25 protein-coding genes are annotated in these 12,541 nt (G+C 64.2%); all 25 read left to right on the forward strand.

Features of this window, described 5'->3' with window-relative positions; all coding sequences use genetic code 11:
- Positions 1-139: elongation factor Tu (tuf, locus tag O9320_18555; GenBank protein ID MCZ8312853.1), on the forward strand; the 139-nt coding region annotated here is incomplete at its 5' end.
- Positions 140-209: 70 nt separating this feature from the next.
- Positions 210-518 (forward strand): 30S ribosomal protein S10, encoded by a 309-nt coding sequence (rpsJ, locus tag O9320_18560; protein MCZ8312854.1) that lies wholly within the window; start codon positions 210-212, stop codon positions 516-518.
- Between the two features lie 16 nt (positions 519-534).
- Positions 535-1,227, forward strand: a complete 693-nt coding sequence (gene rplC, locus O9320_18565; GenBank protein MCZ8312855.1) for a 50S ribosomal protein L3 — start codon at positions 535-537, stop codon at positions 1,225-1,227.
- Positions 1,228-1,245: 18 nt separating this feature from the next.
- Complete coding sequence (gene rplD, locus O9320_18570) at positions 1,246-1,866, forward strand: 50S ribosomal protein L4 (protein MCZ8312856.1); 621 nt, start codon at positions 1,246-1,248, stop codon at positions 1,864-1,866.
- A complete protein-coding gene (locus O9320_18575; protein MCZ8312857.1) occupies positions 1,863-2,180 on the forward strand; it encodes a 50S ribosomal protein L23 in 318 nt (105 codons plus the stop codon). Before rplD ends, O9320_18575 begins: the two co-directional genes overlap by 4 nt.
- Positions 2,181-2,193: 13 nt before the next feature.
- On the forward strand, positions 2,194-3,021 hold the full coding sequence (gene rplB, locus O9320_18580) for a 50S ribosomal protein L2 (protein ID MCZ8312858.1): 828 nt from the start codon (positions 2,194-2,196) through the stop codon (positions 3,019-3,021).
- Between the two features lie 11 nt (positions 3,022-3,032).
- On the forward strand, positions 3,033-3,323 hold the full coding sequence (gene rpsS / locus O9320_18585) for a 30S ribosomal protein S19 (protein MCZ8312859.1): 291 nt from the start codon (positions 3,033-3,035) through the stop codon (positions 3,321-3,323).
- A 1-nt stretch (position 3,324) separates the two neighbouring features.
- A complete protein-coding gene (rplV, locus tag O9320_18590; GenBank protein MCZ8312860.1) occupies positions 3,325-3,744 on the forward strand; it encodes a 50S ribosomal protein L22 in 420 nt (139 codons plus the stop codon).
- Between the two features lie 10 nt (positions 3,745-3,754).
- The gene (rpsC, locus tag O9320_18595) at positions 3,755-4,432 is read left to right on the forward strand and encodes a 30S ribosomal protein S3 (protein MCZ8312861.1); all 678 of its coding nucleotides are present in this window, start codon (positions 3,755-3,757) and stop codon (positions 4,430-4,432) included.
- Between the two features lie 24 nt (positions 4,433-4,456).
- Positions 4,457-4,876: a 50S ribosomal protein L16 gene (gene rplP, locus O9320_18600; protein ID MCZ8312862.1), complete on the forward strand. Its 420-nt coding sequence runs from the start codon at positions 4,457-4,459 to the stop codon at positions 4,874-4,876.
- A gap of 5 nt (positions 4,877-4,881) precedes the next feature.
- Positions 4,882-5,094, forward strand: coding sequence for a 50S ribosomal protein L29 (rpmC, locus tag O9320_18605; GenBank protein MCZ8312863.1), 213 nt, complete (start codon positions 4,882-4,884; stop codon positions 5,092-5,094).
- Positions 5,095-5,114: 20 nt separating this feature from the next.
- On the forward strand, positions 5,115-5,357 hold the full coding sequence (rpsQ, locus tag O9320_18610; protein ID MCZ8312864.1) for a 30S ribosomal protein S17: 243 nt from the start codon (positions 5,115-5,117) through the stop codon (positions 5,355-5,357).
- Positions 5,358-5,380: 23 nt separating this feature from the next.
- Complete coding sequence (rplN, locus tag O9320_18615; protein ID MCZ8312865.1) at positions 5,381-5,749, forward strand: 50S ribosomal protein L14; 369 nt, start codon at positions 5,381-5,383, stop codon at positions 5,747-5,749.
- Positions 5,749-6,069: a 50S ribosomal protein L24 gene (gene rplX / locus O9320_18620; GenBank protein MCZ8312866.1), complete on the forward strand. Its 321-nt coding sequence runs from the start codon at positions 5,749-5,751 to the stop codon at positions 6,067-6,069. Before rplN ends, rplX begins: the two co-directional genes overlap by 1 nt.
- Positions 6,070-6,074: 5 nt before the next feature.
- Positions 6,075-6,617 (forward strand): 50S ribosomal protein L5, encoded by a 543-nt coding sequence (rplE, locus tag O9320_18625; protein MCZ8312867.1) that lies wholly within the window; start codon positions 6,075-6,077, stop codon positions 6,615-6,617.
- A gap of 17 nt (positions 6,618-6,634) precedes the next feature.
- On the forward strand, positions 6,635-6,940 hold the full coding sequence (gene rpsN, locus O9320_18630; protein MCZ8312868.1) for a 30S ribosomal protein S14: 306 nt from the start codon (positions 6,635-6,637) through the stop codon (positions 6,938-6,940).
- 22 nt (positions 6,941-6,962) lie between these two features.
- Positions 6,963-7,361: a 30S ribosomal protein S8 gene (rpsH, locus tag O9320_18635; GenBank protein MCZ8312869.1), complete on the forward strand. Its 399-nt coding sequence runs from the start codon at positions 6,963-6,965 to the stop codon at positions 7,359-7,361.
- A gap of 19 nt (positions 7,362-7,380) precedes the next feature.
- Complete coding sequence (rplF, locus tag O9320_18640; protein ID MCZ8312870.1) at positions 7,381-7,917, forward strand: 50S ribosomal protein L6; 537 nt, start codon at positions 7,381-7,383, stop codon at positions 7,915-7,917.
- Positions 7,918-7,929: 12 nt separating this feature from the next.
- Positions 7,930-8,292: a 50S ribosomal protein L18 gene (gene rplR / locus O9320_18645; GenBank protein MCZ8312871.1), complete on the forward strand. Its 363-nt coding sequence runs from the start codon at positions 7,930-7,932 to the stop codon at positions 8,290-8,292.
- Positions 8,293-8,316: 24 nt separating this feature from the next.
- Positions 8,317-8,910, forward strand: a complete 594-nt coding sequence (gene rpsE, locus O9320_18650; GenBank protein ID MCZ8312872.1) for a 30S ribosomal protein S5 — start codon at positions 8,317-8,319, stop codon at positions 8,908-8,910.
- A 20-nt stretch (positions 8,911-8,930) separates the two neighbouring features.
- Positions 8,931-9,116: a 50S ribosomal protein L30 gene (rpmD, locus tag O9320_18655; GenBank protein MCZ8312873.1), complete on the forward strand. Its 186-nt coding sequence runs from the start codon at positions 8,931-8,933 to the stop codon at positions 9,114-9,116.
- Positions 9,117-9,170: 54 nt separating this feature from the next.
- Positions 9,171-9,734, forward strand: a complete 564-nt coding sequence (gene rplO, locus O9320_18660; GenBank protein MCZ8312874.1) for a 50S ribosomal protein L15 — start codon at positions 9,171-9,173, stop codon at positions 9,732-9,734.
- An 80-nt stretch (positions 9,735-9,814) separates the two neighbouring features.
- On the forward strand, positions 9,815-11,158 hold the full coding sequence (secY, locus tag O9320_18665; GenBank protein MCZ8312875.1) for a preprotein translocase subunit SecY: 1,344 nt from the start codon (positions 9,815-9,817) through the stop codon (positions 11,156-11,158).
- Between the two features lie 25 nt (positions 11,159-11,183).
- Positions 11,184-11,846: an adenylate kinase gene (locus O9320_18670; GenBank protein ID MCZ8312876.1), complete on the forward strand. Its 663-nt coding sequence runs from the start codon at positions 11,184-11,186 to the stop codon at positions 11,844-11,846.
- A 298-nt stretch (positions 11,847-12,144) separates the two neighbouring features.
- Positions 12,145-12,525 (forward strand): 30S ribosomal protein S13, encoded by a 381-nt coding sequence (gene rpsM / locus O9320_18675; protein ID MCZ8312877.1) that lies wholly within the window; start codon positions 12,145-12,147, stop codon positions 12,523-12,525.
- Positions 12,526-12,541: the final 16 nt, after the last annotated feature.

Consider the following 12,541-nt stretch of genomic DNA (forward strand, 5'->3'; position numbering starts at 1 on the left):
AATGGTGATGCCGGGCGACAACGTGTCGATGGAAGTGACGCTGATTGCGCCCATCGCCATGGACGAAGGCCTGCGCTTCGCGATCCGCGAAGGCGGCCGCACCGTCGGTGCCGGCGTCGTCGCTTCGATCATCAAGTAAGACAAAGACGCTTAGGTCCGCGCGGTTCCGATCTTCGGATCCGCGCGGTTCTTCGCGACAGGAAAACAAAATGGTCAGTCAAAGCATTCGCATCCGGCTGAAGGCGTTCGACCATCGCGTCCTCGATCAATCGACGGGCGAGATTGTCAGCACCGCCAAGCGCACGGGCGCCCAGGTTCGCGGGCCGATCCCGCTGCCGACGCGCATCGAGCGCTTCACGGTCAACCGCAGCCCGCATATCGACAAGGAAAGCCGCGAGCAGTTCGAAATCCGGACGCATCGTCGCCTCCTCGACATCGTCGACCCCACGCCGCAAACGGTGGACGCGCTGATGAAGCTCGACCTCGCCGCCGGCGTGGACGTCGAGATCAAGCTTTAAGCCCGGGAACACGAACATGACGACGCGCACAGGCGTTATCGCTCGCAAGGTCGGAATGACCCGCCTCTTCACCGAAGAGGGCAGCCACGTCCCCGTGACGGTGCTGAAGGTCGATCAGTGCCAGGTCGTGGCCGTGCGCACGGCTGAGAAGGACGGCTACACCGCCCTGCAGCTCGGCGTCGGCAAGGCCAAGGTCAAGAATGTCGGCAAGCCGCTGCGCGGCCACTTCGCCAAGGCGAAGATCGAGCCCAAGCGCAAGCTCGCCGAATTCCGCGTGCCGGCCGACAAGCTGCTCGAAGTGGGTGCTGAAATCGGCGCCGACCATTTCGTCGCGGGCCAGTTCGTCGACGTGGCCGGTTCCACGACCGGCAAGGGCTTCCAGGGCGTCATGAAGCGCTGGAACTTCGCCGGTCTCGAAGCCTCGCACGGCGTGTCGGTCAGCCACCGTAGCCACGGTTCGACCGGTCAGCGCCAGGATCCCGGCCGCACGTTCAAGGGCAAGAAGATGGCCGGCCACATGGGGACCGCGCGCATCACCACGCAGAACCTCAAGGTCGTCGCCACCGACGCCGACAAGGGTCTGATCATGGTGCGCGGCTCGGTTCCCGGCCAGGCCGGTTCGTTCGTGTTTGTCAGCGACGCAGTCAAGCGCAAGCTGCCGAAGGAAGCGCCGCAACCGGCGGGCCTTCGTAAAGCGGCTGCGGCCTGAAGGTAAGGAACGTTTCCGATGAAGATCGCAGTCAAAACCCTCGACAACGGCCAAGCCGGCGAAATCGACCTCGCCGACGACGTGTTCGGCCTGCCGTCGCGGCCCGACATTCTGGCCCGCATGGTGCGCTACCAGCTCGCCAAGCGCCGCGCCGGCACGCACGACACCAAGGAAATCGGCGAAGTCTCGGGCAGCGGCAAGCGCCCGTGGGCGCAGAAGGGCTCGGGGCGCGCGCGCCAGGGCTCCAAGCGCTCGCCGCAATGGCGCCACGGCGCCATCATCTTCGGGCCGACGCCGCGCAGCCATGCGCACGACCTGCCCAAGAAGGTCCGTGCATTGGCGCTGAAGTCGGCGCTGTCGGCCAAGCAGGCCGAAGGCAAGCTCATCGTGCTCGACACGGTGAAGCTGTCTGCGCCGAAGACCAAGGAGCTCGCCGCGCGCTTCAAGAAGATGGGCATCGCTTCGGCGCTGTTCGTCGATGGTGCGGCACTCGACGAAAACTTCGCCAAGGCCGCGCGCAACATTCCGCACATCGACGTGCTGCCGCAGCAGGGTGCGAACGTGTACGACATTCTTCGCCGCGACACGCTCGTGCTCACGCGCGACGCCGTCGCCGCTTTGCAGGAGCGCCTGAAGTGAGCAAGGCCAAGGCAACAGTCTATCCGAAGGAAACGCTGTACGGCGTGATCCTCGCCCCCGTGATCACCGAAAAGGCGACGCGCGGGTCCGAATTCAACCAGGTGACTTTCAAGGTTCGCGACGACGCGTCCAAGCCGCTGATCAAGGCCGCGGTCGAGACGCTGTTTTCGGTCAAGGTCAAGGCCGTCAACACGCTCGTCGTCAAGGGCAAGACCAAGCGCTTCAAGGGCATTCCCGGGAAGCGCTCGGACTGGAAGAAAGCCGTCGTGACGCTGGCCGCCGGCCAGACGATCGACGTCACCGCGAGCCTCTGACGGAGATCGGGACATGGCTCTCAAACATTTCAAACCCAAGACCCCCGGCCTGCGCCAGCTCGTGCTGGTCGACCGTACCGGTCTGTGGAAGGGCGAACCGCACAAGCCGCTGGTCGAAGGTTCGGCCAAGACGGGCGGGCGCAACAATCTCGGCCGCATCACCACGCGCCATCACGGCGGCGGTGCGCGCAAGAAGTATCGCATCGTCGACTTCAAGCGCAAAAAGCACGACATGGAAGCGACCGTGGACCGGATCGAATACGATCCGAACCGCACCGCCTACATCGCGCTCGTGACCTACACCGACGGCGAGAAGGCCTACATCCTGGCGCCACAGCGTCTTGCCGCTGGCGACAAGGTCGTCTCGGGCGAGAAGGCCGACATCAAGCCGGGCAATGCGCTGCCGCTGCGCGCCATTCCGGTCGGCACGGTCGTGCACAATGTCGAGCTCAAGAGTGGTCGCGGCGGCCAGATGGCACGTTCGGCCGGCACGTATGTGCAGCTCGTGGGCAAGGACGCAGGCTACGCCATTCTGCGTCTGTCGTCGGGTGAACTGCGCAAGGTCTCGGCCGAGTGCTGGGCCTCGATCGGTGCGGTTTCGAACCCGGACCAGCAGAACGTCAAGATCGGCAAGGCCGGTCGCTCGCGCTGGATGGGCATCCGCCCGACCGTGCGCGGCACCGCCATGAACCCGATCGACCACCCGCACGGCGGCGGCGAAGGCCGCACCAAAGGCGGGCGTCACCCGGTTACCCCGTGGGGTCAGCCGACCAAGGGTTACAAGACCCGCCACAACAAGTCGACGGACAAGATGATCGTCCGTCGTCGCAACGCCAAGTAACGGAGGCCTTCGTGGCTCGCGCTGTTTGGAAGGGTCCCTTCGTCGACGGGTACCTGCTTAAGAAGGCGGAAAAGTCCCGCGCGTCGGGGCGCAACGAGATCATCAAGATCTGGGCGCGCCGTTCGACCGTTCTTCCGCAATTCGTCGGTCTGACGTTCGGCGTCTATAACGGGCACAAGTTCCTGCCCGTTCTGGTCACCGAAAACATGGTCGGCCACAAATTCGGCGAATTCTCGCCCACGCGCACCTTCTCGGGCCATACGGCCACGGGCGGCGGCGACAAGTCGGCCGAGAGGAAGTGACATGAGCAAGCCCGCCCATCCGCGCCCCTTGAAGGACAACGAAGCGCGCGCGATCCTGCGCTCGGTGCGCATTTCGCCGCAGAAGCTCAATCTTGTCGCCGAGACGATCCGCGGCAAGACGGCGTCGGCAGCGTTGGCCGAGCTCACCTTCTCCAAGCGCCGCATCGCGGTGCAGGTCAAGAAGGTGCTGCAGTCGGCGATCGCGAACGCCGAAAACAACCACCAGCTCGACGTCGATCGCCTGATCGTCGCCGAAGCCCATGTCGGCAAGTCGTTCCAGCTGCGCCGGTTCCACGCGCGCGGCCGCGGCAAGTCGGCGTCCGTCGTGAAGCCGTTCAGCCATCTGACGGTCGTCGTGCGCGAGCGCGACGACAAGAAGAAGGCCGATGCAGGCAAAAACGGCGCGGCCAAAGCGGCCTGAGGAGCAAACGATGGGTCAGAAAATCAATCCGATCGGCTTGCGTGTGGGCATCAACCGCACGTGGGATTCGCGCTGGTTCGCGGACGCGGCCTATGCCCGCCTGCTGCACGAAGATCTGCGTCTGCGCGTTTGGCTGCAGGAAAAGCTCCTGCAGGCCGGCCTGAGCCGCGTCGTCATCGAGCGTCCGGCCAAGAAGGCGCGCATCACGCTGCATACGGCGCGTCCGGGCGTGGTCATCGGCAAGAAGGGTGCGGACATCGAAAAGCTGCGCTCGGAAGTGGCGAAGCTCACGAAGGCCGAAGTCAGCCTCAACATCGTCGAAATCCGCAAGCCCGAGATCGACGCCAAGCTGATCGCCGAGAACATCGCCCAGCAGCTTGAGCGCCGCGTGGCGTTCCGCCGTGCGATGAAGCGCTCGGTGCAGTCGGCGATGCGTCTGGGCGCTCTCGGCATCCGGATCAACTGCTCGGGCCGTCTGGGCGGGGCGGAAATCGCGCGCATCGAGTGGTATCGCGAAGGTCGCGTGCCGCTGCACACGCTGCGCGCCGACATCGATTTCGGCACGGCCACGGCCAAGACCAACTACGGCACCTGCGGCGTCAAAGTGTGGGTGTTCAAGGGCGAGATCCTGGCGCACGACCCGATGGCGCAAGACAAGCGCGCCATGGAACAGCAGCCGGCCCGCTAAGCTTACAAAGACGGATCAAACAACATGCTTTCCCCAAAGCGCACCAAGTACCGCAAGGCGCACAAAGGCCGCATCCACGGCAACGCCAAGGGCGGCTTCACGCTGAACTTCGGCGCCTACGGCCTCAAGGCGCTGGAACCCCAGCGCGTCACGGCCCGCCAGATCGAAGCGGCCCGCCGCACGATCACGCGCCATCTGAAGCGCGCCGGCCGCGTGTGGATCCGTGTTTTCCCGGACGTGCCGGTGTCGAAGAAGCCCGCCGAAGTGCGCATGGGCTCTGGCAAGGGCAGCCCGGAATTCTGGGTGGTGCGCGTCAATCCGGGCCGCATCCTGTTCGAGATCGACGGCGTGCCGAAGGCGATCGCTTCCGAAGCGTTCGAACTGGCTGCCGCCAAGCTGCCGATCAAGACGCGCATGGTGGTGCGTCTGGGCGAAGAGGGCTAACGACCATGACCAAGGTTGCCGACATCCGCGGGAAGACCGACGACCAGCTGAAGGATCAGCTCGTCGACCTGCGCAAGGAACAGTTCAATCTGCGTTTCCAGAAGGCCTCCGGCCAGCTCGAGAACGTCGCGCGTGTGCGCGCCGTGCGCCGCGACATCGCGCGCATCGAGACGGTTGTGGGCGAACGTCGGCGCAAGCCGGCATCCGCCAAAGCCTGAGCCCCGGAGGATAACCGAAAATGCCCCGCCGCATCCTGCAAGGTACCGTCACCAGCGACGCCATGGACAAGACCATCACGGTCAAGGTCGAGCGCCGCATGATGCACCCTGTCTACAAGAAGTTCATCGTGCGCTCGAAGAAGTACCTTGCGCACGACGAAACGAACCGCGCCAAAGAGGGCGACAACGTCAAGATCCGCGAATGCCGGCCGATTTCCAAGCGCAAGCGCTGGGAAATCGTGACCGAAGACGCGGCATCCTGAACAGCGCCCGGAGGATTTGAACAATGATCCAGATGCGCACAAATCTGGAAGTCGCGGACAACTCTGGCGCACGTCGCGTCCAGTGCATCAAGGTCCTCGGCGGTTCCATGCGCAAGACCGCGACGATCGGCGATGTCATCGTCGTGTCGATCAAGGAAGCCATCCCGCGCGGCCGCGTGAAGAAGGGCGACGTGCACAAGGCGGTGATCGTGCGGACCTCGAAAGAGATCCGCCGCGCCGACGGCTCGTCCGTCCGCTTCGACCGCAACGCGGCCGTGCTGATCAACAAAGAAGGCGAGCCCATCGGGACCCGCATCTTCGGACCCGTCACGCGCGAACTGCGCGGCAAGGGCTACATGAAGATCATCTCGCTGGCACCGGAGGTGCTGTAATGGCCGTGAAGCTGAAGGTCCGGAAAGACGACGAAGTCGTCGTCATCACGGGCCGCGACAAGGGCAAGTCGGGCAAGATCATCCGCGTGATCCCGGACGAAATGCGTGTGGTCGTGCAGGGCGTGAACATGGTCAAGCGCCATACGCGTCCCACGCAGGGCAAGGCCGGCGGCATCGTGGAAAAGGAAGCTCCGATCCACGTGTCGAACGTCGCCCACATGGACCCCAAGGACCGCAAGCCGACCAAGGTCGGCTACAAAACCGTCGACGGCGCCAAGCTCCGCTTTGCGCGCAAGTCCGGCGAAACCATCGATCGGTGAGCGATATGGCAACGCGTCTGCAAGACAACTACGACAAGACGATCAAGCCGGCCCTAATGCAGCAATTCGGGTACAAGAGCCCGATGCAGGTGCCCAAGCTCGAAAAGATCGTCGTCAACATGGGCGTGGGCGAAGCGGCCCACGACGCCAAGAAGCTCGAGGCGGCCGTGGCCGAGCTCGCCGCGATCACGGGCCAGAAGCCCATCGTGATCAAGGCGCGCAAGGCGATCGCGAACTTCAAGCTGCGCCGCGGCCTGCCGATCGGCGCCAAGGTGACGCTGCGGGGCGCCCGCATGTACGAATTCCTCGACCGTCTGGTGACGATCGCCTTGCCGCGCGTGCGCGACTTCCGCGGCCTGTCGCCCAAGTCGTTCGACGGGCGCGGCAACTACTCGCTCGGCATCAAAGAGCAGATCGTGTTCCCCGAGATCAACTACGACCGCATCGACCAGGTGCGCGGCATGGACATCATCATCGTAACGACGGCGAAGACGAACGACGAAGCCAAGGCGCTTCTGAAGTCGTTCGACATGCCGTTCTACAACTGACGAGGGCTGAGAGCCACATGGCCAAGAAGAGTTCCGTCGAGAAGAACAAGCGCCGCGAGCGCATGGCGAAGCAGTTCGCCGGCAAGCGCGCGCGCCTGAAGGCGACCGCGATCGACGAGTCGCTGTCGCCGGAGGAGCGCTTCGAAGCGCGCCTCAAACTCGCCGAATTGCCGCGCAATTCGGCCCCCACCCGCGTGCGTCTGCGCTGCGAACTCACGGGCCGCTCGCGCGGGAACTACCGCAAATTCAAGCTCTGCCGCATCAAGCTGCGCGAATTGGCCTCGATCGGCCAGATCCCCGGCATGGTCAAGGCGAGCTGGTAAGGCATAAGGAAGGATTACGGACATGGCGATGAGCGATCCCCTCGGCGATATGCTTTCGCGCATCCGCAACGCACAGACGCAGCGCCGGACGGCAGTCGACGTCCCGGCTTCGAAGCTGCGCAAGAGCGTGCTGGATGTGCTGGAGCGCGAAGGCTACATTCGCGGCTACGCGGTCGTCGACCGCAAGCTGGCGACGCCCGAACTTTCGGTCGAGCTGAAGTACCACGAAGGCGAACCGGTCATCAAAGAGATCGCGCGCGTCTCCAAGCCAGGCCGTCGCGTCTACGCGAAGATCCGCGATCTGCCGAAATTCTACGGCGGTCTCGGCATTTCGATCCTGTCGACGCCGCGCGGCGTCATGTCGGACAGCGAGGCTCGCGCCAACAATGTCGGCGGCGAAGTCCTCTGCACCGTATTCTGATCGGAAGGCAGGAAACATCATGTCGCGTATCGGCAAAAATCCGGTGACTGTGCCTCAGGGCGTCACCGTCGAAGTCAAAGGCCAAGAGGTCGTGGTTGCGGGCAAGACCGGGCGTCGTTCGCTCGTGCTCCATCGCGAGATCTCGGCCGCGGTCAAGGACGGCAAGGTCGTGTTCGTGCCGCGCAGCCAGTCGAAGCTGGCGCGTTCGGCGTGGGGCACCTCGCGCGCCCTCGTGGCCAACATGGTCAAGGGTGCCCAGGTCGGTTTCGAGCGCAATCTCGAGATCAACGGCGTCGGTTTCCGCGCCGACGTCCAGGGCAAGAACCTTATGCTCAAGATCGGGTTCAGCCACGAAATCGCCTTCCCGATCCCGGAAGGTATTGCGATCAAGGTCGGCGAAAAGAACGTGGCGCTCAGCGTCACGGGCGCCGACCGCCAGCAGGTCGGCCAAGTCGCCGCCGAAATCCGCCAACTGCGTCGCCCCGAGCCCTACAAGGGCAAGGGCATCAAGTACGCCGACGAGACGATCCGTCGCAAAGAAGGCAAGAAGAAGTAAGGAACCGCACCCATGGACAAGGCAAAGCTCTTGCACGACCGCCGCACGGCGCGGGTGCGGCATTCGCTCCGCGCCAAGGCGGCGGGTCGCGTGCGTCTCTCGGTGTTCCGCTCGTCGAAGCACATCTATGCGCAAGTCATCGACGATGCGACGGGCATCACGATGGCGGCCGCTTCGAGCGTGGACAAGGAACTGAAGGGTGCCCTCAAAGGCGGCGCCGACATCGACGCGGCCAAGGCCGTGGGCGTGTTGGTGGCCAAGCGCGCCATCGCCAAGGGCATCAAGGAAGTCGCCTTCGATCGCGGCGGCTATCGCTATCACGGTCGCATTCGTGCGCTGGCTGACGCCGCGCGCGAAGGCGGTCTGTCGTTCTGATTTCGAATTCGAGGAAGGGTTTCCATGGCACGCAAGGGTGGTGAAGGCGAACGCGGTCCCGGCCGCGGCCGTCGCGACGGTCAGGGCGATCGCCCGCGCGATCGCGACGAAGCCGAACTCGTCGAAAAGCTCGTCGCCATCAATCGCGTCGCGAAGGTGGTGAAGGGCGGCAAGCGCTTCGGCTTTGCCGCGATCGTCGTCGTCGGCGACGGCAAGGGCAAAGTCGGCTACGGCACGGGCAAGGCCCGCGAAGTGCCGGAAGCGATCCGCAAGGCGACCGAATACGCCAAGCGCGCCATGCAGCGCGTGCCGCTGCGCGAAGGGCGCACGCTGCACCACGATGTGCGCGGCCATTTCGGTGCCGGCCATGTCGTGCTGCGCTCGGCCGAGCCGGGTACCGGCATCATCGCCGGCGGCCCGATGCGCGCCATTTTCGAAAGCCTCGGGATCCAGGACATCGTCGCCAAGTCGACGGGCACGTCCAACCCGCACAACATGATCAAGGCCACGTTCGACGCCTTCACGCGCATGGCGAGCCCGCGCAACGTCGCGGCCAAGCGCGGCAAGAAGATTGCGGACATCGTCGGCCGTCGCGAAACCGACGCGGCCGCGGCCTGATCCGGTCCAGGAGAGAAACCATGTCCGCCAAGAAGACCGTCACGGTAAAGCAGATCGCCAGCGTCCTCGGCCGCGGTCCCGGCCAGAAGGAAACGCTGGTCGGTCTCGGCCTCAAGCGGATCGGTGCGGTGCGCACGCTCGAGGACACGCCCTCGGTGCGCGGCATGATCCGCAAAGTGCAGCATTTGGTGCAGGTCCAGGGCTGAGAGTAGAATCTCTCGGCTGACGGCCACGCCCCTTTCGATCGATTGGAACGTCCCATGAAGCTCAACGAAATTCGCGACAACAAGGGTGCCCGCAAGGGCCGCAAGATTCTCGGCCGCGGCATCGGCTCGGGTCTCGGCAAGACGTCGGGTCGCGGCGGCAAGGGCCAGACCGCACGCTCGGGCGTGGCGCTGAACGGCTTCGAAGGCGGCCAGACGCCGATCTATCGCCGTCTGCCCAAGCGCGGCTTCAACAACATTTTCCGGCTCGACTACCAGGAAATCAACCTGGGCAAGCTGCAGTGGGCGATCGACGAGAAGCGCATTGATGCCTCGAAGCCGATCGACGCCAAGACGCTGGTCGCGGCCGGCATCCTGCGCCGCGAGTTCGACGGTCTGCGGGTCCTCGGCGACGGCGGCGACGATTTCAAGGCCAAGGTACAGCTGATTGCGCACGGCGCCACGAAGAGTGCGATCGCCGCGGTCGAAAAGGCCGGCGGCAAGATCGAAATCGTCGAGACCAAGCGCGAAAAGGTCGAGGCGGACAAGGCCAAGAAGCGCGAACGCCAGGCCAAGCGCAAGGCCAAGGAAGCCAAAAAAGGCGGCGGCAAGGCGGCTTGATTCGCCCGTCGTTGCGTCCCTAAATCGGCAGGGTCCGGGCAGGGCTTGCGGCAAACGGATCGGAAAGAGGCGTTGGGCGGATGGCATCGGCGGCGGAACAGCTCGCGCAGTCCCTGAACTGGGGCGCGTTTTCGAAGGCGACGGAACTCAAGAACCGTCTGTGGTTCACGCTGGGCGCGCTCATCGTCTACCGGATCGGGACCTACATCCCGCTGCCCGGCATCGATCCGGGCATCTTGCGCGAAATCTTCGAGAGCCAACGCGGCGGCATCCTGGGCATGTTCGACATGTTCTCGGGCGGCGCGCTCGGCCGCATGACGCTGTTCGCGCTCAACATCATGCCCTACATCACGGCGTCGATCATCGTGCAGCTGATGACGGCCGTGTCCCCGCAACTCGAAGCCCTCAAGAAAGAGGGCGAGGCGGGCCGCAAGACGCTGAACCAGTACACCCGCTATCTCACGCTGTTCCTCGCCTTGTTCCAGTCCTTCGGCATCGCGGTCGGGCTCGAGGGCATGCGCGGGTCGGTTGCGGGTGCGGTCATCGATCCGGGCTGGGGCTTCCGCTTCACCTGCGTGGTCACGCTTACGGGCGGCACCATGTTTCTGATGTGGCTCGGCGAACAGATCACGCAGCGCGGCGTGGGCAACGGCATTTCGCTGATCATCTTCGCGGGCATCATCGCGAACCTGCCGAGCGCTTTGGGCGCGACGCTCGAAATGGGCCGCACGGGCGCCATTTCGACCTTCATCATCCTCGTGCTGCTGATCATGGCGGTGCTGGTCGTCATGGCGATCGTGTTCGTCGAGCGCGCCCAGCGCCGCATCGTCGTGCAGTACCCGAAGCGCCAGGTCGGCAACAAGATGTTCGGCGGCGAATCCTCGCACCTGCCGCTGAAGCTCAACACCTCGGGCGTGATCCCGCCGATCTTCGCCTCGTCGCTGCTGCTGCTGCCGCTGACCTTCGCCAATTTCAACCAGACCAACGACATTCCGTGGCTGACCTGGCTCACGACCAACCTCGCGCACGGCCAGCCGCTCTACATCGCCCTCTACGTGGCGCTGATCGTGTTCTTCGCCTTCTTCTACACGGCCGTGGTCTTCAATCCGGTCGAGACGGCGGACAATCTCAAGAAACACGGCGGCTTCGTGCCCGGCATCCGGCCCGGCAAGAATACGGCCGACTATCTCGATTTCGTGCTCACGCGCTTGACCGTCATCGGGGCTGCATATCTGGCGGTGATCTGCGTGCTGCCTGAGATCCTCATCAGCCAGTATTCGGTGCCGTTCTATTTCGGCGGCACGTCGCTGCTGATCGTCGTTTCGGTCACGATGGACACGGTGGCGCAGGTGCATTCGCATCTTCTCGCCCATCAGTACGAAGGCCTGATCAAAAAATCCAAGCTGCGCGGGACGCGGCGCTAAAAACGGAAATCGGGAGTCGACGCCTATGAACATCGTGCTGTTGGGCCCGCCGGGTGCCGGCAAGGGAACGCAAGCCAAGCGCATCGAAAAGGCGCTCGGCATCGTGCAGCTCTCCACGGGCGACATGCTGCGCGCGGCCGTGGCCGCAGGCACGGAAGTGGGCCGCAAGGCCAAGGCCGTCATGGAAGCGGGCAAGCTCGTGTCCGACGACATCCTGATCGGCATGATCGCCGAACGCATCGGCGAACCCGACTGCAAAAACGGTTTCATTCTCGACGGTTTTCCGCGCACGGTCGCACAAGCCGAAGCGCTCGACACGATGCTGAAGGCGCGCGGCTACAAGCTCGATCATTGCATCGAAATGCGGGTTGACGATGCCGCTCTCGTGGCGCGCATCTCGGGCCGCTACAGCTGCAAGAATTGCGGGGCCGTCTACCACGACGAAACGCGCCCGACGCGCGTCGCGGGCACTTGCGACTCGTGCGGCTCGAAGGATCTCGTGCGCCGCCCTGACGACAAGGCCGAAACGGTGGCCGCACGCCTCAAGGCGTATCACGAGCAGACCGCACCCATCATCCCCTACTACCGCGAACACGGCGCTTTGCGCTCGGTCGACGGCATGGCGGACATGGATGCGGTAACGGGCGAACTTTCGAAGCTGTTGGGCAAGCAGATTGCGGCGGTTTGAGGGGGTATCAGGCGACGTCAAGATTCTTTTACGAGCGCGGTTGACTCGAGGGCGCGGGTGCATATAATGCGCGCCTCTCGGTGGTCGGTGGGCCAGGTCGGGACGCATTGGTATTGCCAAGCGTCGCCTTCTGGAGCTCGCAAAAAACTGGGTTAAGTGACTGGGACGAAAAAGGAATTCAAGCATTCGGGCCGCCAGCCCCGAACCCCGGACGGGTGGGGGTGTGGGCGGCCTCGAACCGACGAAAACGAGTATGCGGCGTCCGCCGCAGCCAAAACAGAGACGAAGGAGAGCCGACGTGGCGCGTATTGCTGGCGTCAACATTCCCACGGGCAAGCGCGTAGTCATCGCGCTGCGCTACATTTTCGGTGTCGGTCCGGCTTTGGCCGTCGACATCTGCAAAAAAGTGGGAATCCCCGATGCGAAACGGGTCAATCAGCTCTCCGACGAGGAAGTGCTGAAGATCCGCGAATGCATCGACCGCGAATTCCGCGTCGAGGGCGACCTCCGCCGCGAAATCGCGATGAACATCAAGCGCATGATGGATATGGGTGCGTATCGCGGCCTGCGCCATCGCAAGGGCCTGCCGGTGCGCGGCCAGCGTACGCACACGAACGCGCGTACCCGCAAGGGCAAGGCGCGTCCGATCGCTGGCAAGAAGGTCGCCGCGCGCAAGTAACCGCTTGCGCCAAGTA

The sequence above is a fragment of the Magnetospirillum sp. genome (assembly GCA_027532905.1).
Taxonomy (GTDB): domain Bacteria; phylum Pseudomonadota; class Alphaproteobacteria; order CACIAM-22H2; family CACIAM-22H2; genus Tagaea.